This window comes from Nostoc sp. DedQUE04, assembly GCF_034530995.1.
In the GTDB taxonomy this organism is placed as follows: Bacteria; Cyanobacteriota; Cyanobacteriia; order Cyanobacteriales; family Nostocaceae; genus Nostoc.
On the sequence record NZ_JAVRCA010000100.1, the window covers coordinates 1 to 22,380 of the forward strand.

17 protein-coding genes and 1 pseudogene are annotated in these 22,380 nt (G+C 41.9%); 12 read left to right on the forward strand and 6 right to left on the reverse strand.

Going from position 1 to position 22,380, the window contains the following annotated elements; translation table 11 throughout:
* On the forward strand, positions 1 to 185 hold a 185-nt coding region (locus RM049_RS36880; protein WP_322707757.1), incomplete at its 5' end, for a hypothetical protein.
* A 31-nt stretch (positions 186 to 216) separates the two neighbouring features.
* Here RM049_RS36880 and RM049_RS36885 read toward each other — a convergent pair.
* Positions 217 to 1,041 (reverse strand): hypothetical protein, encoded by an 825-nt coding sequence (locus RM049_RS36885; protein WP_322673506.1) that lies wholly within the window; start codon positions 1,039 to 1,041, stop codon positions 217 to 219.
* Between the two features lie 104 nt (positions 1,042 to 1,145).
* Here RM049_RS36885 and RM049_RS36890 point away from each other — a divergent pair, with 104 nt between their 5' ends.
* From RM049_RS36890 to RM049_RS36925, 8 genes are all read left to right on the forward strand, one after another.
* The gene (locus RM049_RS36890; RefSeq protein WP_322707758.1) at positions 1,146 to 1,943 is read left to right on the forward strand and encodes an HAD family hydrolase; all 798 of its coding nucleotides are present in this window, start codon (positions 1,146 to 1,148) and stop codon (positions 1,941 to 1,943) included.
* 138 nt (positions 1,944 to 2,081) lie between these two features.
* On the forward strand, positions 2,082 to 2,843 hold the full coding sequence (locus RM049_RS36895) for a Uma2 family endonuclease (RefSeq protein WP_322707759.1): 762 nt from the start codon (positions 2,082 to 2,084) through the stop codon (positions 2,841 to 2,843).
* 369 nt (positions 2,844 to 3,212) lie between these two features.
* Entirely contained in the window at positions 3,213 to 3,380 is a 168-nt protein-coding gene (locus RM049_RS36900) for a hypothetical protein (RefSeq protein ID WP_180277428.1), read from the forward strand.
* 214 nt (positions 3,381 to 3,594) lie between these two features.
* Positions 3,595 to 4,389, forward strand: coding sequence for a 30S ribosomal protein S2 (gene rpsB, locus RM049_RS36905; RefSeq protein WP_322707760.1), 795 nt, complete (start codon positions 3,595 to 3,597; stop codon positions 4,387 to 4,389).
* Positions 4,390 to 4,627: 238 nt separating this feature from the next.
* Entirely contained in the window at positions 4,628 to 5,572 is a 945-nt protein-coding gene (gene tsf / locus RM049_RS36910) for a translation elongation factor Ts (protein ID WP_322687595.1), read from the forward strand.
* A 367-nt stretch (positions 5,573 to 5,939) separates the two neighbouring features.
* On the forward strand, positions 5,940 to 6,803 hold the full coding sequence (locus RM049_RS36915; protein WP_322707761.1) for a hypothetical protein: 864 nt from the start codon (positions 5,940 to 5,942) through the stop codon (positions 6,801 to 6,803).
* A gap of 95 nt (positions 6,804 to 6,898) precedes the next feature.
* Positions 6,899 to 9,385: an ATP-dependent DNA helicase RecG gene (gene recG / locus RM049_RS36920; protein WP_322707762.1), complete on the forward strand. Its 2,487-nt coding sequence runs from the start codon at positions 6,899 to 6,901 to the stop codon at positions 9,383 to 9,385.
* Positions 9,386 to 9,528: 143 nt separating this feature from the next.
* A complete protein-coding gene (locus RM049_RS36925) occupies positions 9,529 to 10,275 on the forward strand; it encodes a hypothetical protein (protein ID WP_322707763.1) in 747 nt (248 codons plus the stop codon).
* A gap of 142 nt (positions 10,276 to 10,417) precedes the next feature.
* Here the strand turns inward: RM049_RS36925 and RM049_RS36930 are convergent, their stop codons facing one another.
* A complete protein-coding gene (locus RM049_RS36930; protein WP_322707764.1) occupies positions 10,418 to 11,371 on the reverse strand; it encodes a glycosyltransferase family 2 protein in 954 nt (317 codons plus the stop codon).
* 265 nt (positions 11,372 to 11,636) lie between these two features.
* Here RM049_RS36930 and RM049_RS36935 point away from each other — a divergent pair, with 265 nt between their 5' ends.
* Both RM049_RS36935 and RM049_RS36940 read left to right on the forward strand, forming a co-directional pair.
* Positions 11,637 to 13,976, forward strand: a complete 2,340-nt coding sequence (locus tag RM049_RS36935) for a PhoX family phosphatase (protein ID WP_322707765.1) — start codon at positions 11,637 to 11,639, stop codon at positions 13,974 to 13,976.
* 582 nt (positions 13,977 to 14,558) lie between these two features.
* Positions 14,559 to 16,721: a PhoX family phosphatase gene (locus RM049_RS36940; RefSeq protein WP_322707766.1), complete on the forward strand. Its 2,163-nt coding sequence runs from the start codon at positions 14,559 to 14,561 to the stop codon at positions 16,719 to 16,721.
* 127 nt (positions 16,722 to 16,848) lie between these two features.
* On the opposite strand, the gene RM049_RS36945 is transcribed toward RM049_RS36940, so the two are convergent.
* Positions 16,849 to 17,394 carry a PEP-CTERM sorting domain-containing protein gene (locus RM049_RS36945; RefSeq protein ID WP_322707767.1) on the reverse strand — a complete coding sequence of 182 codons (546 nt, stop codon included), beginning with the start codon at positions 17,392 to 17,394 and terminating at the stop codon, positions 16,849 to 16,851.
* Positions 17,395 to 17,707: 313 nt separating this feature from the next.
* Positions 17,708 to 17,968, reverse strand: coding sequence for a hypothetical protein (locus RM049_RS36950; RefSeq protein WP_322707768.1), 261 nt, complete (start codon positions 17,966 to 17,968; stop codon positions 17,708 to 17,710).
* Positions 17,969 to 18,451: 483 nt separating this feature from the next.
* On the opposite strand from RM049_RS36950, the gene RM049_RS36955 reads away from it, so the two are divergent.
* On the forward strand, positions 18,452 to 20,521 hold the full coding sequence (locus RM049_RS36955; RefSeq protein ID WP_322707769.1) for a tetratricopeptide repeat protein: 2,070 nt from the start codon (positions 18,452 to 18,454) through the stop codon (positions 20,519 to 20,521).
* Positions 20,522 to 20,567: 46 nt separating this feature from the next.
* On the opposite strand, the gene RM049_RS36960 is transcribed toward RM049_RS36955, so the two are convergent.
* Both RM049_RS36960 and RM049_RS36965 read right to left on the reverse strand, forming a co-directional pair.
* Positions 20,568 to 21,410, reverse strand: coding sequence for a hypothetical protein (locus RM049_RS36960; protein ID WP_322707770.1), 843 nt, complete (start codon positions 21,408 to 21,410; stop codon positions 20,568 to 20,570).
* A 119-nt stretch (positions 21,411 to 21,529) separates the two neighbouring features.
* A pseudogene (locus RM049_RS36965) lies at positions 21,530 to 22,114 on the reverse strand (S-layer homology domain-containing protein); the annotation flags it as partial.
* Between the last annotated feature and the right edge of the window lie 266 nt (positions 22,115 to 22,380).

Consider the following 22,380-nt stretch of genomic DNA (forward strand, 5'->3'; position numbering starts at 1 on the left):
GTTTCTCAAACCCAGTCCCCGTGAGCATTTGCCATTTGCGGATGAGTCTATTAGTCATTTGTCCTTTGTCCTTTGTGAATGACCAATACAACTTTTGGAGAGGCTACGCCAGCGACTACGCGGTAGTTGAATCTCGACTTCGCTCGATTACCGCGCAGTTGAAACTCTGTACAAGTGACCAATAACCAATAACCAATGACCAATGACAACCATAATTTATTGTCTAGCCGAGCCTGATTTTTTAATTCCAGATGACTTTGGTGGAGTTGGAGTATTTGGTTGGCGAGTAGTACGGAAAGTTACATTCACCCCTTCATTCGATTGTTCTAGCACTAGTAGAGGCGTAGGTTTAGCCTTTTGATCCCAATGCATAGTAGCAATCCGACCTTGAATTATTGGTTGCCAACTATCTTCGTCTTCTATCGGGCTTAGGTAAGTTTCTATACAATCAATAATTTGACTAATCGTCGCAGAAGTTGCTTGCGTCGGTAACTTCATTAACTTGATTTGAATCCGAAACAGCACCCGTTTAGCAGAATTCCCCGGACTACCAGTCTCATACTCGACATCAAAAATTTCATCTACTTGCCGTCCAGCACTATTAGCAATTCCAACCGATCCTTGTTGGGCTTGACTTGGACGCAAGGCTTGAGAAATTTTTTCTTTGATCTGAATCTTTATTTGATTAAGAATTGCAAAATGAAACACCTCCTCTGACATCCGCATTCGCAGATAATCCAGGTTAAAGTCCCGTGAGTTCACCAAATCGGGATTAGTTTCCATTTTGCGAATTGTTTCCAGCGCCAGCTTAAACTTTTTCTCTAGTTCTCGCGCGCGGAATTGTTCAAACTTAAGTTTTTTCTCCAGCCTATCCTTCTGGAGTTTAATATACACAATCAAAGCAATCACCACTAAAGCCAGTCCTCCAGAAGTTACCAACAATAATGGTGGTATTTGAGGATTACTTGCTGGTACTTCCTGGGATGCCTTTTTAGTAGCCTTTTTCCCAGAGGATTGGGCAAGAAACATTGAAGTGGACATGGTGGGAAACTGAAAAACTTGACTCCTGATGTTTAGGATGCCCAAATCTTCAAGGTCATCTTGCTGTATGATTAATATTTTTTACAGCATTTTACAAACCGTATATGTCCAGACATTTGAGCCTCGCTCCCCTATCTGAGGTTTCATCTACAAGCTTGAGCAAGATTCGTCTGATAGCCACAGATATGGATGGCACCCTGACTAGACGAGGAAAATTTACTCCCGTACTGCTACAAGCTTTAGAGGATTTAGCCGCAGCTGACATTCAAGTGCTAATTGTCACCGGACGTTCTGCTGGGTGGGTAAGTGGATTGAGTAGTTTGATGCCAGTGGCAGGTGCGATGGCAGAAAATGGCGGTTTGTACTTTCCACCTGGAAATCAGAAACCAATAGTCTTAACACCCATTCCTGATTTAGCTCAACATCGCCAGCACTTGGCTATGACTTTTGAGAATTTACAAACTAAATTTCCCCAAATCCAAGAATCTGCTGATAATCGCTTTCGCATCACCGACTGGACTTTTGATGTAGCTGGTTTGCGTGAAGACGAACTACAAACCCTAGATAATCTCTGTCAACAAATGGGTTGGGGATTTACCTATAGCAACGTGCAGTGTCACATTAAACCCCAAGAACAAGATAAAGCTGTGGGATTGTTGCAGGTATTGCGCGAATATTTGCCCCAGTATTCATCAGAACAAATTGTCACTGTAGGCGATAGTCCTAATGATGAAAGTTTATTCGATCGACGTTATTTTCCTGTTTCTGTAGGCGTGGCAAACGTGTTGGAATATGCAGATAAATTGCAACATCAGCCCGCTTATATGACCGCAGCTGCCGAAGGCGATGGATTTTGTGAGTTATCCAGTTACATTTTGCAAAGCTTCCAAATCCCAAATTAAGGGAAATTAGAATTTGCTTTAAGATAATCTTGTAGCACTAGATTTTACAACCATGACCAAAAGATAAAAGGATACAAAGCAAGTTAACTTATTTATGGAAATTCTTTATTTTGAATTTTAAATTCGGAGCAAAGCGACGTGACGGCTACTCTACCTGTTAATGTCGAATCAGAAATCTTCTACCCCAGTGCTGATGGTCAACCAGTGGCAGAAACCTACGACCACCTTTATGCTTTACTAACTACCTTAGAAGTCCTGAAACAGTATCTGGCAAATCGTCAAGCAACAGTGTTGGGAAATCAATTTCTTTACTATGCACAAGGCTTTCCCAAGTTGCGGGTAGCCCCAGATGTGATGGTGATTTTTGATGTTGCACCCGGCGGTAGGGACAACTATAAAACCTGGGAAGAGGGTCAAGTACCGACAGTTATTTTTGAAATGACATCCTTTGGTACTAAAGGACAAGACGAAATCTTCAAAAAGACCCTTTATGAACAGCTAGGTGTTAAGGAATACTGGCTATTTGATCCTAAAGGCGAGTGGGTGGAACAACAGCTACGTGGTTATCGTCTGCGGGGAGAAATCTACGAACCTATACAAGATGGACGCAGTGAACCGTTACAACTGCGCTTAGTAGTTGAGGGAAGGCTAATTGGGTTTTATCAAGAGGATACAGGGGAAAAATTGCTGATCCCTGGTGAACTGGCAGAGGCTTTACGACAGGAAGTTTTAGCAAGACAGCAGGCAGAAGAACTAGTAGAACAAGAACGCCAACGAGCTGAACAAGAACGCCAACGAGCTGAACAAGAACGCCAACGAGCTGAACAGGCAGAATTGCAGATAGAACAGTTAAAGGCAAGGTTGCGATCGCTCAATGTAGACCCCGATACTATTGAGTAACATGCACCAGAAGTTGCTAGAGCTACGCCCGTCGTAGACGTACTAGGTGTTATAAACAAGTAGACAATTTGTTACCTGTGTGTTTGCCACATTTATTACTTGAGACAGAATACAATAGATGAATCTCTAGCGCGTTTCAATCTAGTAAGTCTCAACAATACTGATTTTATAGAGAAGACTGTTTTGTACAGTCATTCACAAGCAAAACTGAATCAAAGGATAAATAAACCGCCAGCTTTTTAAGAACCCTGAGTAAGAGACTAATAGATACTTGAAGCAAAGGTTGGTGTTTTATTTGTAACTTCCACTAAAAAGTCCAAGACCAATGTCAAGTCAAGAATTTACCTTTAAATCCTGAGGTATAAAATTATGCAAGAAATTGAAAGATTCTTTGGCAACTTGTTCAGTGGCATAATCAACCGCTTTAAATATTCTGCGATGGACGCTGCCGATCGCAAAATGAGAGAAACCATCGACGATCAGATCGAACAACGGCGGCAAAAACCCAAACCCCAAGATCGAGAAGACCGCGAGTAGACCTTTAAAACAGCAAGATTTTCATTAATAGTGCTGCCCGATTGTTGAGTAGGCAGCGCTATTTCTTGACCTCACTTGGTCAAGCAACTACAACTCTTCAGAATATGTTAACCTAGTATGGTTAACTAATCTCGCACATCTAAGAATTCGGGTGTTTCCCGATTGGGAAATACACTTGGATGGAGGTTTAACCCGAATTGGAGTTGAAAATTATATGCCAGTAGTTTCATTGGCTCAAATGATGGAGTCAGGGGTTCACTTTGGGCATCAGACCCGGCGTTGGAACCCAAAAATGTCTCCTTACATTTATACTTCCCGCAATGGCGTGCATATCATCGACTTGGTGCAAACAGCCCAGTTGATGGATAATGCCTACAACTATATGCGATCGCACGCAGAACAAGGGAAGAAATTTCTTTTCGTTGGCACCAAGCGTCAAGCAGCTGGAATTATTGCCCAAGAAGCTAGCCGTTGTGGTTCCCACTACATTAACCAACGCTGGTTGGGCGGAATGTTGACCAACTGGACAACCATCAAAACACGGGTTGACCGTCTAAAAGATTTAGAACGCCGTGAAGAAACTGGCGCACTAGATTTATTGCCGAAAAAAGAAGCATCTATGCTACGTCGGGAAATGACGAAGCTTCAGAAATACTTGGGCGGCATTAAAACAATGCGGAAAGTGCCCGATATCGTGGTAATCGTAGACCAACGCCGGGAATATAACGCAGTTCAAGAATGCCAAAAGCTGAATATTCCCATTGTGTCCATGTTGGATACAAACTGTGACCCCGATGTAGTAGATATCCCCATCCCAGCAAACGACGATGCTATCAGGTCAATTAAACTGATAGTCGGAAAATTGGCAGATGCCATTTATGAAGGTCGTCATGGTCAGCTGGATGTTGAAGATGATTACGAAGATTACGACGGTAGTGAGTATGACGATGACTACGAAGAAACCGAATATACTGATGCCGTACTTCCCGACGAAGAAACAGAAGAATAGTGCTGAATGAAGAGTGCTAAGTCCTGAGTAAGATAGAAAGACTCAGCAAATTGAATAGTGCTGAGTCTTGATTTTTGAAGTTGTAAGTTGTGATTTGTCAATGAAGAATAAAATTGATAACTGAACACTCAAAACTCAGCACGGGCTAAATGCCCCGCTAACGCTAACAAAACTCAGTACTCAGTACTAAATTAGGTGAGTGATTACAACTCGAGGTCAAGTTAGGAATTGAGAGAACATGGCGGAAATATCTGCAAAACTCGTCCAAGAGCTACGCCAAAAAACTGGTGCTGGCATGATGGACTGCAAAAAGGCGCTGATAGAGACTGATGGCAATATAGAAGAAGCCATAGACTGGCTACGGAAAAAGGGCATCTCTAAAGCGGGGGGAAAAAGCGATCGCATTGCGGCGGAAGGTCTAGTAGACACTTACATTCAGCCCGAAGGTCGAGTGGGTGTACTCATAGAAGTCAACTGCCAAACCGACTTTGTTGCTCGTAACGAGGCTTTTAAAGCTTTAGTTAAGAATCTAGCAAAGCAAGCAGCGACAGCTGATAGTGTTGAGTCTTTGCTGGCTCAACCCTATATTGAAAATGAAAGTGCGACTGTAGAAGAATCCATCAAGCAAACTATTGCCACCCTTGGTGAAAATATCCAAGTGCGCCGCTTTGTTAATTTTGCAATAGCAGAGGGCACACAAGGTGTAGTAGACAGCTACATTCATACTGGCGGTCGAGTTGGTGTATTAGTAGAACTAGGTTCCCAAACTGAGTCAGTGGCTACTAATTCAGAGTTCCAAACCTTGGCACGGAACACTGCAATGCAAGTTGCGGCTTGTCCCAATGTCGAGTATGTGAGCGTAGACCAAATCCCCGCCGAAATTGCCCAAAAGGAAAAAGACATTGAAATGGGCAAGGATGATTTGGCGAACAAGCCTGAAAACATCAAAGAAAAGATTGTTCAGGGACGGATTGAAAAACGCCTGAAAGAATTGACTTTGCTCGATCAGCCTTACATTCGCGATCAGAGTATTTCCGTGGAAGACTTGATAAAGCAAGTCAAGACTCAATTAGGTGAAGAGATTCAAGTGACTCGCTTTGTCCGTTATATACTGGGCGAAGGCATTGAAAAGCAAGAAATCAGCTTTGCTGATGAAGTCGCTGCACAAATGGGCACTAAGTAATATTAGTTAGGAGTTAGGAGTTAGGAGTTAATAGGAAGTTAACTTCATAATTTATAACTTATAATTCTTAATTCCTAACTGCTTAAAGTACAGGTCAAGCAAATAGCCTGACCTGTCTTTTATTTAGTAAGAGACTTACAAATAAAAAAATATCCTAACTCCTGTGGGGTGGGCGACACGATAGCCCAGTCGATATGGCGGGCAAGATGCCCACCCCACAATATTGGATAATTTATTTCTTGGAGTTCCCTAAAAGACAGAAAATATCGCATTTAATTTAAAATATAAAATTCTCTGGAAAGTTATCCTAAAATAAATTTGTACATTTGTACTATGTAATGGTTCAGATGGGCAAGAGCGAAAAAATATGGCAAGAGCAATCGAGCGAATTGAGCAGGATATTGCAGCACTCCAAGAAGCGATCCGGGCGATCGCGATCGAACTACAAAGCGCTTATGCTAGTTATCTGAATACCTTGGGAATAGCTGTACGCAAACAGTTGATTCTCGCGAGTTACCACCTCTGTACCCAAGGATATCCCGAAAACTTTTTGCATTTGTCATTGAATCAGCGCCAACAATTGCAACAAGCCATCCGCAAGTTGGGTGAACTCGCAGCTGAACAATTGCTCATTTATCTTACAAGTGAAGAATCAGGGGAAGATGAGGTAGATGAAGGAGATGAGGAAGATGAGATGGATGAGATGGATGAGGAAGTAACACCCTCTTCATCTTCACTATTTCTTGACACTTCTAATTCTCAGTATCTCACTGCCAACACCTCCGATCCTATAGAACTGGCAAAATGGCAACAGAAATTAGAAGAGGTTGCGCAAGATATACTGAAAAAACTTTCGCATGATGCTAATCTTTTGTTACAAAAAGCTGGAGTATTGCCGAAAAAATTACCAGAACCGATTTTAGCAGCAGCGGCGGCAGCATCAGAAGCATCTGCTGAGGTCATGCCAGGGCCACCCAATTTATTAAACTTAGTAATTGAAATTGAAAATGAGCAACAGTCAGAAGATTCTGGACTGACTCAAATTATGGCTATTAACCTGCGGCTAGGAGAAATTGAATTTGCTGATGTGACACTTTCCTCCGATCGCAAGCGAATCCGTAGTATTTTAGTTCAGCTAAATAAACTAGGACGAGAGTATAAAAAGAGATATAAAGAAAAAGCGATCGCTGAAGCTGAAGCTGCATGGCGCGCTAGTTGGTTTGAGGATTAGTCATTTGTCCTTTGTCAATTGTCCTTTGTACTTTTACTAATGACTAATGACCAATGACCAATGACCAATGACTAATGACTAATGACTAATGACCAATGACTAATGAAAAACCAGATTGGATACGATTGCATAAAGCCTTGGCAATAGAAGCTGAACGTGGCTTTACAGACTTGATGGGCAGAGAATACCGTTTCAGTGAATTTCTCAGCCTAACTTTGGGCAAATTCCCAACAGGCTTACCCCAAACTGAACGCCGTCGTTGGCAAGGATTAGCAGTGCAATTTGTTAGTTATCCACATCTAGCACTGGAAGAAAGGCAGCATTTAGTAGCAGAGACTCGTAGGTATCTTTCCCAACTACAGCAAGAGGAGCAGGGGAAGCAGGGGAGCAGGGGGGCAGGGGAGCAAGGGAAAACTTATCAATCCAAAATCCAAAATCCAAAATCTAAAATTATCTCTGAGGTGAGTCGGAGACTTGCACCAAAAATTGAGCAAAAACTCAGTGATTTACCAGAAATAGGTTTTAAAAAAGCTGATAATTTGGCACGGCTTGGTTTACATAGCGTCCGTGACTTGCTTTTCTACTATCCTCGTGACCATATTGATTATGCGCGTCAGGTGAATATCCGCGAGTTACAGGCGGGTGAGACGGTGACAATAGTGGCAACTGTAAAGCGTTGCAACTGCTTTACTAGCCCTAAAAATCAGAAATTATCAATTTTAGAATTGGTAGTAAAAGATAATAGCGGTCAAATCAAAATTGGCCGTTTTTACGCAGGTACGCGCTTTAGCAGTCGCGCTTGGCAAGAAAGTTTAAAACGCCGTTATCCAGTAGGTAGCATTCTGGCAGCCTGTGGATTGGTGAAAGAAAGTAAATACGGCTTGACACTGGATAATCCAGAATTAGAGGTTTTGGCAAGTCCAGGAGATACGATTGAGTCGCTAAATATTGGGCGGGTAGTACCAATTTATGGACTAACTGAGGGCGTAGTGGCGAATACAGTGCGACAGGCGGTAATTGCTGCTTTGCCTGCTGCGGCTAACCTGAAAGACCCTTTGCCAAGTGGTTTGCGGCAGAAGTATGGTTTGATGGAATTAAAAGATGCGATCGCTAATATCCATTTTCCCAGCGATAGCGCCGCCCTACAAGTTGCCCGTCGTCGCCTAGTGTTTGACGAATTTTTCTACCTGCAACTTGGGTTACTGCAACGTCAACAGCAAGCAAGAGCGATTCAAACCAGCGCCATCCTTGTTCCACGCGGTCAACTTGTAGAGAAATTTCACGAAATACTGCCTTTTCAACTCACTGGCGCCCAGCAACGAGTTCTCAACGACATTCTCAACGATTTACAAAAACCTGTGCCAATGAATCGTTTGGTGCAAGGTGATGTCGGTTCTGGTAAAACAGTCGTCGCCGTGCTGGCTATCCTTGCAGCAATTCAATCTGGCTACCAAGCGGCGCTGATGGCTCCGACAGAAGTTTTGGCAGAACAACATTATCGCAAGTTGGTTAGCTGGTTTAATCTACTGCATTTACCAGTGGAATTACTGACAGGTTCTACAAAAACTGCTAAACGAAGACAAATACATTCTCAGTTAGGAACTGGTGAATTACCTTTGTTAGTAGGAACCCATGCGTTGATTCAAGACCCTGTAAACTTCCAACAACTAGGGTTAGTAGTTATAGATGAACAGCATCGCTTTGGGGTAGAACAACGGGCACGTTTGCAGCAAAAAGGCAATCAACCTCATGTGTTAACTATGACAGCTACCCCAATTCCCCGAACCTTAGCACTGACGATACACGGGGATTTGGATGTGAGTCAAATTGATGAGTTACCACCAGGACGGCAAAAGATTCAGACAACAGTATTGTCAGGTCAGCAACGCAACCATGCTTATGACCTGATGCGGCGAGAAATTGTCCAAGGTAGACAAGTTTATGTGGTTTTGCCTTTGGTGGAAGAATCAGAAAAATTAGATTTGCGATCGGCTGTTGACGAGCATCAAAAGCTACAGGAAAGCATTTTTCCCGACTTTCAAGTGGGGCTGCTGCACGGTCGCATGAGTTCAGCCGAAAAGGATGAATCTATTACCAAATTCCGTGATAACCAAACGCAAATTTTGGTTTCTACTACCGTTGTCGAGGTTGGTGTAGACGTACCTAATGCTACAGTTATGCTCATTGAAAATGCAGAGCGATTTGGCTTATCGCAACTGCACCAACTGCGCGGGCGTGTCGGTCGTGGCGCGGCTCAGTCTTATTGTCTGTTGATGAGCAGTTCCAGAAGCCCTGATGCTCAACAACGGTTAAAGGTATTGGAACAATCTCAGGATGGCTTTTTTATTTCCGAGATGGATATGCGTTTTCGTGGGCCAGGGCAAGTACTGGGAACTCGTCAATCAGGAGTGCCAGATTTTACGTTGGCGAGTTTGGTTGACGATGAGGAAGTTTTACTTTTAGCGCGGCAAGCAGCAGAGAAAATTATAGAAATGGATGTTACTTTAGAGCGTTGGTATTTAATGAAAGAAGAATTGAAGTATCGGTATGAGCGATTGATGGGTGGGGCGATTTTGAATTAATATATCTTGTCTGTTCCGTCTTCCCGCTTCGGGTTGTTAAACAAGGTCGTCAGCCATTCCAGACTCGTTTAGCGTCTTTCTCAGCTTATGTTGTGTATGGTATTTTATTATTGTGATTTAAATGGGGGAGAGGAAGTTACATTATGAAAAATCAAAAAATTCAACAATTATCTGATCAAGAGTTATTAATTTACCGAACAAAGAATTTAGAAGTCCCCTATACTTTCAAAGCTGGGGATGAAAGTATTTTGAGCTACTCATTAGTTTTGAGTGACAAAATACCATTGACATTCTCTTGTAAGTTTTCAACATCTAAGTTGACTAAAGGTATCCCCCACGGACACGAGATTGAAATTTGTCAAGTAATTGTCAATGCTGACAAGGTAGGTATTGTTATTAAAAATATAAAACCACTGTCTGAAAAAGCACGTCTAACTATTAATGTAAATTATAAACCTACATACATAGGTTCTCATGCTGATGTAATCATTTTTCAAGCGATACCACATTGGATGACTGTAGCTGCTAGTTTGGTTAATTCAAATCAAATAGCGCCTAGTTGGCTTATCACAGTTAATCTGTTGAGACAATTACAGTTTGAAGTGGATACATTATGGGATACCAGTACACGAAAAAAATTCTTACCGTTCTCAGAAGATAACTACAGGATGGCTCTTATTGAAAGCGCAAAACAAGCTCCTAATAATCCAAAGTTGTTACGAGCAGTCTTCCATAGTTCAGAAATGTATGAAAAATTGTTTGAAAATGTTAATTCTGCTAGTGGTAGTATTCCAGTCGCAGCAATAGAAGCATATCGTGAACTCTCATCTTTTGAAGAGATTATGAATGAAATAACAGCAGAGGGCAGAGGTTATGGCGGTGCAAAGTAGTCAAAAGCTAAATAATTAATAGTAGCCAATCAATCGTGAGGTTGCGGCAGGTTATTTGCGCTTTTTCAACTCATCAAATTCACGTTGCATTAGAGACCTTTTTTTACTCGAACTCAGGTTAATTTAACAAACCACTTTTTAATCATAATACTTGCTGCATTTCAGCATAGGCTTGATAAACACCCTTCACGTTGTACCAGTTGAGAAAAATTCGAGCAATCTCTAAAGCTAATTGAGGTTTACCTAAGTTAATTAGCCATTGCAAAAAGGGAGCCATTGTCCGTTCATTCAATGCGCCATTGAGTGACAAAATTCCCCAAAGTAACCGGTGCAGCCAAGTCATTTGAATCATCATTCGCACTTCCCATGTGGGATGCTTCTGATAAAATAAAACTCCCATCCGTCCGCGTTGAATTTCTTGGTCAATTAATCGGGGAATTTGTTCTAAGTTAAATGCTGGATGCCAGTGATATCCTACGGCTTCTGGACATTTAATTAGTGTCAAACCTAGTTTTTTTAGCCGCACGCCTAATTCTAAATCTTCCCAGCCATAGAGTTGAAAACTGGTGTCAAAAAGTCCGGCTTTATCTAACCAATGTTTGGGAATTGCTACATTTCCCGTAGCAAAAAAAGCTGCTGAAAAATCTGTGACTTTGTAGGGTTCAGCCGTTGGGTTGTTGAAATTGCAAGTATTAATAACTGCACCATAAGTAAAAAAGCGATCGCTCCCCAATTTCTCTTTCCCCTTTACTAGTGCTTCAGCATGAGCTTGCAGGAAATTCTTCAGCACTACTAAATCACTATCAATAAAGATAATTGTGTCTCCCTGCGTTTTCTCTACCCCCAAATTTCGAGCCGCAGCTGGGCCAGCATGATCTTGCTGAAACCAGCGCACATGAGGAAATTCCTTTTTGTGTTCTGCCAACCACTCCAGTGTGCCATCAGTGGAACCATCATCTACCAAGACAATCTCGTAATCAGTAACCGAACTTGGCTGACTTAACTCCTGCAACTCCAAGGCGCGGAGGCACTTTTCTAAAATCGGTTGGCGATTATAAGTCGGTATCACAATGCTGAAAAACACAGTCTCACCCACAACACTATTGATTTATCCATCTCCAGGATAGGACAGATGGGGCGCTGACACTGTTCCTTACTTGATTTGAGCTAAGGAAATAGCAAGAGGTAATAATTTTTAGTTAATTAACTTATAACCTCAGATTAATCATTATCAACTAAAGTAAATAATAAAATAATATTCCTTTATTATTAATAACTTACTAAGTATTTCAAATACAGTAATTTTTCAGAAATTAGAGTTTATTTCTACTAATTTTTTCTGCCACACAGAGGAAAGTTGAATGTCTAAATTAAGTCGGAGAGAACTTTTAATATTTCTTGCTGGCAGTGCTGGTGCTGCTATTTTGGGAGACAAACTTCTAAATAGTTTTGCTAGTGGGGCAGATACAAAAACGTCCAGTATTAGCTTTACACCTGTACGCTTACCACATCCCCTACCAATTTATCAACAACAGAAAAATTTCTTACCAACAGGAATTGGTCAGGGAGAAGTAGTTAATGCATCTGCGGATATTAAGTTAGGTAACTATAACGTTATTGATGATGTGATAGTGCCGCCAGAGTACGAACGTTATGTAATTGTCAGTTGGGGCGATCGCGTCTTTCCCAACAAAGATGATTATTTCGGTTATAACAACGATTTCACTGGATTTATTCCCCTTGGTAAAACTAATGATGTCGGGTATTTATGGGTGAATCATGAATACGTTAGTTTTCCATTTTCTAGTTTATTAGTAGAAGATTCATCCGATCTGAAAGGACTGCCCGACGCATTTGAAAACGTCATTGGTTGGGCTTTACCATCCAGCAGAAATATTGAAGTCGAAGGTGAATTTTTATATAATCAAGGCGGCTCAATCGTTCGTATCTCTCGCCAGAATCAGAATAAACGTTTTGCTGTAGTCAAAGATGCCAAAAATCGCCGAATTCATGGTCTTTCTGGGTTGGGAATCAATAGCCAACGCAATGATGACTACAAAAGTATCACAGCTTGGGGAAGTCGCAACCACCAAAAAGGTGACAAAAATTATTTAATCGGAACTGGCCCAGCTGCAAGCCAAGTTTTTAATCTCTCCTCTGATGAGTTGGGCAACAAAATTATTGGTACTGCCTTTAACTGTTCTGGCGGTAAAACTCCTTGGGGAACGATTTTATCTGCGGAAGAGAACTTCCAAAATAGCGTTACAGAAGGAGTCAAAGCTAATGGTACTCAGACAGAGTATACAGAGAAAACTATCGGCAAAACTTTTGGTTTAGTTGGCGAAAAATACGGTTGGATTGTCGAAATTGACCCCAAAAATCCGAAATTTCGTCCCCGCAAACACACTTCGTTGGGTCGTTTTCGCCATGAAAATGTTGCCCTGCGTGTTGAAAAAGGCAAAAAATTAATTGCTTACTTGGGTGATGACAGACGGGGGGGACACACTTGGAAATTTGTCAGCGCAAACACTATTTCTTCACCCACCAGTAAAACTAACAGCAGTTTATGGGAAAGTGGTACATTATATGTTGCTCGTTACAATCCAGACGGTACAGGTAAATGGATACCGTTACTTTTAACTACCGCTACCAATCCAATTACGCCGACAGTTCTATCTTCTGTAGAATTTGCTGCATTGCAGAAAGTACAAAAAGAAGGTCTTTTACCACTACCGAGACGCAATGGGGTTGCAGGTGAAATCAAAGATGGTGGTACATTTAAATACGATCGCACTAACGAAGCAAAAGCACTACCTGATTATCAAAATAAAAAACTCTCTGACTTCTACTCTAGCCAAGGTGCTGTTCTGAGTGACGCCTTTTTAGCTGCAAATTTAGTCGGGGGAACTCCCACAGCGCGTCCCGAAGATATAGAAGTGCATCCAACCACCAAAGAAGTGTTCATTGCCTATACTGATGGTGCGCCAGGAAGTGATGGTTATCCTGATTCGCGGATTTTTCAAGTTGCCAAGTTAAGTACAGATGCCAAGGCGACTCAGCAATCAGGAGGACTGTACAAAATTATTGAAGATAGTGCTGATGCTACAGGTTTAACCTTCCGGTGGCAGAGATTTGCCCAAGGTGGCGAAGCCGGTTCAGTTAATGGTGCTGGTTTTGCCAACGTTGATAATCTAGTTTTTGACAATCAAGGAAATGTTTGGGGTGTCACGGATATGTCTACCGGCACTCACAACGGTTTTGATGTAGGTGCTGAAGGTAAGCAAACCAAAATCGATCATACAGTTAGTGGTAATGTTTCTGATTTTACCGGAGTTTTCGGTAATAACTGGCTATTTTTTATCCCTACCAGTGGTGCAAATGCTGGACAGGTAATACCATTTGCTCATGGGCCAGTGCGTTGTGAGATGACCGGGCCAACTTTTGTTGGAAATACACTGATTATTTCAGTACAACATCCTGGTGAAGATTGTCCAATTAACGATGGCACAATGCTGAGTCGCAGCATTGAATTACTAGATTTGAATGGTACTACATTCAATCAAACTCGAAGTTTACCTCGTGGCAGTAGTTGGCCAAGTAATATCTCGAAAACTGATGGTGGTAAGGAGCAAGCTACAGGTATTCCCCGACCATCTGTAATTGGTATCCGCCCGAAAAATTCTCGCAGTAAGTTTATTTAAGCTGATATCTTAAAACATTCTCAATTAGCACCATTGCCCGCCCAGAAATTTCTTCTAAGGCGGTTACTATAACTGCTGTAATATATCAGCCTTGACTAATATAACACCTGGGATAATTTTTAATAACTTTATTTTGTAGAATCAAGACTGTCTATTAATGCCGAAGACCTTAATTTTAAGGTTTGTGTTATTACCCATTCTACAGTTATTGCTTGCTGAAATTTAGCCTCAGATAGCCATCTATATTTATCAAAAAAATCATTCTGAATTCTTCTTAAATTATCGAAAACATATTTTTATCAAAAAAAGTTATTGATAAATTCAAATTAATCAATATATAACCTGATGTTAATACTTAGTAATTAAATTAAGGAAAACATGACTATTTTAGTCTTTGTAAGCAACATCAGACAGTCTTAATTTGTTATTCATTGCTATCTATTAGCTGTTAAATATGTGTCAAATCTCAATAAAAATCAAGTAATTGTCGTAAATATATAGAGTTTTTATTTACCAAATTACTCATCTTATTGAGAGATGAACTGAATAGCAACCTCGTAAGCCTTAAACGGAGAACAAAGAATGAAAGGACGCTCTCACCCTAAAAACAATTTGACCCTCAACCCATCCGGTAACGAGTCAATTCGTGATGTGATTGACCGCGTTAGCTTGAGTCGGCGGCGGTTCATCATGACGGCTGTGGGTACGTCGGTGCTAAGTGTTGTGGGCGATGTTTCCATCGGTGGCTTTCTCCAAAGTGTTGATGCAGCCCCAATTCCCAAGGGAAAGGGATTTGCTGGCATAGGCTTCAAGAGCGTTCCACCAAATCTACTCAATCCAGCTACAGGACTGCTGGAAAAGGATCTTGTCAGTGTTCCTGAAGGTTACACAGCCAAAGTACTGATTGCTTGGGGAGATCCGATCGCACCTGCTGGCCCGACTTGGCTACCAGATGCTTCTCAAGATGCGGCTGCTCAAGAAAAGCAGTTTGGTATGCACAATGACGGTATGTACTACTTTCCTTTGCAACCAGGGAATGTTGTTGGTCGGACAGTAAGTTCACAAACAAGATCGCTAAGGGGCTTTTTAAACCAGCCCATCAATACTGGTCTGTTGTGCGTTAACCATGAGTACACCCAGGAATCAATTTTGCATCCAGATGGTCTGGATGTAGTCACAATTGCCAAGGTACGGAAGTCTCAGGCTGCTCATGGTGTGTCTGTTGTAGAAATTTCTAAAAATGGCAATAACTGGAGTTTTAATCGTAATTCGTCTTATGGTCGCCGCATTACCGCTAACACTGAAATTAGAGTTTCGGGGCCTGCGGCTGGCGATGCCTTGTTAAAGTCGAAGAAGTTTTCAATTCGGCCAACTGGCTCTGTTGACACCGGCACACTCAACGACGGCTACACTGCTTATGGCACAATCAACAACTGCGCCAACGGCCACACTCCTTGGGGCACTTACTTGACCTGTGAAGAGAACTGGAACGGCTACTTTGCTAATCCCACAGGAGATGTAGTTGCAATTGAGGGCATCGAAAAGTCCGATATTCTGGCAGCACAAAATCGCTACGGCATTTCAACATCATCTAGCTATCGCTGGCCGGAGGTTGATCCACGCTTCAATGCCAGCACCAACCCACTTGAACCCCATTTATTCGGCTGGGTGGTTGAGATTGATCCCTACAATCCGCAAAGCAAACTAGTCAAGCGCACTGCCCTTGGTCGGTTCAAGCATGAGAGCGCTCAGGTTGTGGTTGACGACAATAAGCGTGTTGCTTTCTATCAGGGTGACGACGAGCGCAACGAGTATATCTACAAGTTCGTTTGTGCCCAACCTTTCAATCCCGGAAATCGTTCTGCTAACCGCGATTTGCTCGATAACGGTGTTTTGTACGTTGCCAAATTCAATGACAACGGTACTGGTGAGTGGATTCCTTTGGTCTACGGTCAGCGTGGTTTGACACCAGAAAATGGTTTCAGAAGCCAAGCTGAGGTGCTTGTCAAGACAAGACAAGCTGCGGATAGAGTCGGCGCAACCATGATGGATCGCCCTGAGTGGGTAGCTGTGCGTCCTCGGATTGGTGGATATAAAGAGATTGAAGTCTACTGCACATTGACCAACAATAATCGTCGGGGCACAACTCCAGTTTCCTCCAACCAGCCAGACGGCACAACAGCAGCAGGCGGTGCGCGTCCTCCCGTGAATCCTCCCAACCCACGTCCTGACAACCGTTACGGTCATATCATTCGCTGGCGCGAAGATGGATGCAGCGTTACGGCTACAACTTTTAAATGGGATATTTTCTTTGAAGCTGGCGACAAAACTAGACCCGAAACAAATCTCAAAGGCAACATAAAAGGTGACGATTTAAGTTCACCAGATGGTCTCTGGTTCGACGACTTCGGACGCCTCTGGATTCAGACTGACCACGCAGGTGATGGTCGTGGTGACTTGACAAACATCGGTAGCAACACTATGTCGTGTGCTGACCCCAACACCAAACAAGTTAGGCGCTTCTTAACCAGCCCTACGGATTGTGAGGTAACTGGTATTACTAGTACACCCGATGGCAAAGCGATGTTTATCAACATCCAACACCCAGGCGATCGCGGGGATGCCTCGAATCCCACGATCGCCAGCAATTGGCCTAATAGTCAAGGGTATGGCCCATCTGGTCGCCCACGTTCATCAGTGGTAGTAATTACCCGTAATGACGGTGGCGTTATTGGTGGTCTTTAAAAACTATAGGAACAGATTTATTTAGCGATCGCTCCTTTGTCACTACAGTATCTTAAATAGTTTTAAATCACCTTAATCCTTAACCTAAATACGGGCAAGGATAAGGTGATTTACTCATTGTCTACAGTTAACCCATAACTTTTGTTGCTCTCTTCTTACGTTGCATCCACAATCCCATAACAGCAGCAAAAGCCGTACCACCAACAGCTAACGGTTCGGGTACTTTAGCGTAGCTTACAGTACCTACTTGTGTTGTATTTACTGATTGGTTAATCAGATAAAAGTTGTTTCCTCCGACATCTGGAGTATTTGGATCGCTTGCGATCGCAAATTGATCTGCAACAAAATAGCTTAATCCCAGAATTTTGCCATTATTAAAGCTGGCTATAGGAAAACTGTTAAAATCAGTATCATCTGCCTCTGTATAGTTAGTGCCTAAGTAGTTGAATGCCACTGCTAATCCATTCTCCACTCCCAATGTCTCAAGACCTGTATTGGTTAAGGTCGAGTCATCATACCGAAAAGAGCCGAAATACTGACCCGGGCGATCGCCAGATGTGGCATTTACGGTGAAATCATAATTAACCAAGGCAGCTTGTGTCGGTTTAATAACAGCAGCAACCGCGATCGCAACAGCAAAAGCAGCAATGCTAATGTTTTTAGCTAATTTCATCAGAAAATGCTCCGAAGCTAAAAAATGAATAATTCTGTAATTTCACTTAAATAAACTTTTCACCAATGTATATAGGTTAAGAAATAACTAATAAAAGATGATCTTTGTTAAATCCTTAAAGTTGTCAGGTATATATAAAATTTGTGTAAACTTATTTCAAAATTTACAGTAGCTTATGTTTTTAGTTTGGGCGTAGCCTTTACACATAGCAATCCTATCTAAGTTGTGAAAATGAACAAACCACTTTTTCTGCGAAATGCCAAGAAAAGAAAAAGAAGTTTTCACATCTAATTTAGGATTGCTATAGTTGCGATCAGGCATGGAGATTTGCTTGTTCCTGCAACCACGGATCTACAGGTTGTCCATCTTTGCGGCGTAATTCAATTTCCACAACCATCACTTCTTTGGAACCAGGAGGTGCAGGTTTTTTATAGAAAATAATGTCATAATCTTCTGGATTGTGTTTATGTTCTTTCAACCATTCTTGTACCTTGGTTGTGGCAAAAAATGATTGCCCTTGTTCAAACATTCGGGTAATCTGCAATTGCAGTGTGTAAGGATTTATGCGACCCATTTTCTACCGCCTTTGTTAAGTTAATTTGAGTACAAGTAATCTGCCTACCGGAGATAATCTAATGTTAATGCGAAGTAACCACATCTGACACTTCCCATACAGGTAGAACTTCAAGTTTAAACACCCTGTTATCTGTAAAAACAAAGTCCAAACCTTCTTCGGTAAATGGTCTAAGAAAGCGTCGATGCTTTCGCATTTTCTCTTCCAATAATTGATAAATTATTATTTTTACCGCTTGATTTTCACCATCTTTAGCAGCAGTTACAACTTAATAATGTTATAATATTACCTCAAAAAAATTGTCACAAACTTAACTGCACTCTACTACTAAAGTTGTACGTACACTAAGGACGAGGAAACGGATTAGTGAAGGATTGCTCAGAATTTTACACTGCCTTTACAACATTTAACTACTTAATTCTGTTATAGATTGGAAAGAGGCACGCCGCTTCAAAAACTGACCAACAGACGCAGATGGTTGTTATGCAGAGCAAAAATCAAGCTGTTTTCGCTTTAATTGTAAAAAGTACGATTGTATTTTTACCCTTATTGTTATTCGTTGGAATCGCCAGTGGACAATCTGCACCATCACCCAACCCAGCACTAACTCCGACTCCGGTGTTATCGAATTCAGAACGGGAAGAGTTAGCACGACTACGAGCAGAAAAACGAATTCAACAGCAAGTCCAGTCTGATTTTAAAAGCACTTTTAACCGCACAACTATTTTACTCGATGTTTGGCTAGTTATACTAAGTCTCTTTCCAGTCGCAGTCATTGCTTTGTTATGGCTGTTGCGACGGGTGATAATCCGGGAAATTGTTGATAGGGCGATGCAACAAGTCCAGGGAATGGAAAAATTACAAAATCAGCTAACCACCGTTAAACAAGAAGCTGAAAATGTTATTCAAGAAGCGAAAAAAATAAATTATGAATTAGAACAGGAAACGACTGCTCTACAACAAAAAATTAAAAATGAACAAGAAAATGTATCTATTCAGATATCCGATCTAGATTTAGCTAAAGCGCAGGTATTAAGTAGATTAGAAGCGGAACTAAAAAAATCTCAAGAAAATATAGAAAATTTAGAGTCAAAATTTGCTTCGGGACTATCTAAGTTAGAGTGTGATGCTCAACAACAAAAAGATATAGCATTGGAAAATTTAGGAAAATTAGCATCTACGATCGCAGAAGAACTGTCTAAGTTAAAGTTAGGTGTGCATCAACAGCAAGAACTAGCCGTTACTGATTTAGAAATATCAAAGTCGGAGTTCACATCTCAACTTTCTGGATGGCAGTCTGATGCTCAACAGCAAAAAGATATAATTTTTGAAAGCTTAACACAATTACAGTCAGAGTTTGTAGAAAAGTTATCCGAATTACAGGTAGATGCTCAAAAGCAAAAAGAGATTGCCTTTGACAGTTTAACTATATTTGAGCGGGAACTTAAATCTCAATTATCGGAATTACAGGTAGATGCTCAAGAACAAAAAAATAAAATTATTACAAATTTAGAAGTATTGCAGTCAGAATTTAAATTTCAATTATCGAAATTACATGTAGATGCTCAAAAATCCAAAGAGCTACTCATTGAGAATTTAGAAAAATCTGGTTCTGAGTTTAGTTCGCAATTCTCAGAATTACAATGGAATGCCCAACAACAAAAAATTCTCATTTTAGAGAAGTTAGAAAGATTAGAAACTGAATTTGACTCTCAACTCTCTGAGTTACAATTAGATGCCGAAGAAAGAAAGGATCTGATTCTTCAAGAACTATCTGAAATTACGCCGGAATCCATTCTAGAGGTGGTAAATTCTGAAGTTGAAGAAGAAATACAGGAACAGCCGCAACAACCAGAATTCACTGCTGATGAGTATGTAAAACAGGGAGACGATCTGTTTTCTCAAAAGCGCTATGAAGATGCGATCGCAGCTTACAACCAAGCAGTTAAAATCCAACCTGATGAACCTGTGAGTTGGTTAAAACGTGGTCTAACTCTGGGAAGATTAAAACGCTACCAAGATGCGATCGCATCTTACGATCGAGCGATTGCGATTCAGCCAGATTATCATCAAGCTTGGTGCGATCGCGGCGTTGCTTTTGGTAACTTCCAACAGCATCAGCAAGCTTTTGCCTCATTTGATAAAGCTACAAAAATCAAACCTGATGATGCCGTTGCTTGGTTAAATCGCGGTCTTTCTCTAGTAGCATTAGAACAATACGAAGAGGCAATCGTCTCTTTTGATAAAGCGCTAGAATTCCAACCCAATTCTCCCAAAATCTGGGATAAACATGGTTATACATTGGTAAGATTAGGACGCGATGATGAAGCGATCGCTAGTTTTAACAAAGCCTTAGAAATTAAGCCAGATTATGCCAGTGCTTATTACAACAAAGCAGCCTGTTACGCACTGCAAAGACAAATTGACCGATCTCTGTTAACTTTACAACAAGCGATTGAACTTAATCCGAGGTATAAAGAAGACGCAGCAAGTGACCTCGATTTTGATGATATTGCCGACGATGAACGCTTTAAGTTGTTAGTTGCAGAATAGAATGTCAATTGTCATTTGTCAATTGTCAATTGTCATTTGTCATTAGTTATTCTCTCCCTGCTCCCTGCTCCCTGCTCCCGTGCTCTCTGCTCCCGTGCTCCTCTGCTCCCCTGCTCCCGCGCTCCTCTGCTCCCCTGCTCTCCACACCTGGGTTATGTTCGCTAGACATGGCTTTGAGTTTAGATGTAAAAGAATCAGAGCGGTAGCTTGTTTCGGGGGTAAATTGCCCGATTGGGGCATGAATAGGAGCAGGCGGGAGCAGTTTTGGCTGTCGTTGATGATGGTTTGGTGACGGGAAAGGCACTGGACTTTCTTGTGAAGTTTGCCTCTGGCTGACAGCAGATAATCGCTCAAGGGTTGCCGAAGAGGTAAATTTCCCAGAAAGCGGAGACTTCAAGACAGTTTTATTGTCTCTATCTTCCTGCTTTCCTTCTTCTTCACTCAAAGATGTCTTTGGTTGATAACTTTTCAGTTGGAGAATTGCAGTATTGCTGTGTTGATAGCCGTTGCGAATCTTAGCTGGTGGTAATTGAGGACTTGTCACTTGCTCTACAGTGGGTTTTCTCTTGGCTGGCGGTAAAGCTGGCGCAGCCGATGACGTTAAGTTTTGAGGAAACTTGCTACAAATCATCCGTTCAAATTCCATGTTGAAATGATATGTAGCCTGATCCCGGCGCTGCCAAAATACTAAAATTTGCTGCACAGAAACCGCTTTATAACGACCTTGATATAGTGCCTCAATCACTGCCAAGTGTAGCCAATTAAGGGGGTATTGCGTTTGCCAACGCTCAACTAGCTCATTGGCACTATACCCACCGAGATCGAAACTATAGTTAATTAATAAAGCGATCGCCAAGTTGGCAGAGGTGTCTGGAAGTGTTGTTAACATGAGGCTATTAGCTTTAGGCAATAGGTCTAAGATTTGTCACCCACCGCATATTAGCCTAGCGTGCTTTTAACTACATGGTTTATTTTTCCAAGAGTTGCCGAGCCGATAGGCAGTGTTCCTTATTCTACTTGCCAACTTCTAGAATGCAACCCCACATAGACTGATTTAATCGCAGATGTTCGCCCAATAGCGACTAATGCCTGATAAACCATCGCTGCAACTTCAGCGCGTGTTGCAAAACGTAAAGGTGCAAGTACTTTCGGATCTGGATAGTTGACAACTATTCCCCGTTGTGTAGCACTAGCAACGGCTGTCCGGGCGTAGTCGGGAATGGTATGACGATCGCTATATACTTCTACAACACCGCTATCAATAGCTGGTAATCCCAGTCCGTTTACTAAGGAGACAATCACCTGTAGCCGCTGCACACCTCGATCGGGGCGGAAAGTGCGATCGCTAAATCCGCCAACAAAGCCACCGCTAGCCGCGATTTGGATAGCGCTATAAGCCCAAAAATCCTTGGGTACATCCGTAAAATCAGGTGCGGGGATTTTGGGAAATGGGTTAAAAGCGATCGCCACCATTGCTGCATACTGGGCGCGAGTCATGGGTTTATCTGGCTGATAGCTACCATCGGCAAAAGCATGAGTTAGATCCATCCTTGCTAATGCCTGAATAAATGGTTCTGCCCAATGTCCGTTTAGTTCGGGAGAGGCGGGGAAGGGGGGAGGGGGAGACAAGGGGACAAGGGGACAAGGGGGCAAGGGGAGTTTTTGAGGTGGGGATTCTGTCGAGGTATCAGAGAAACTGGTGTTAACCGTTACTCGATTGGTTGGGAGTAATTCTACCATGCCCTTAACTAGAGAAGGATTTAATTGATTACCTACGGAAACTAGCTTTTGTGTAGTGGCATTATATAGAACCCATTTGACATCTTTTACTATCTTGAAGTACAGTTACCGCAAAAGCC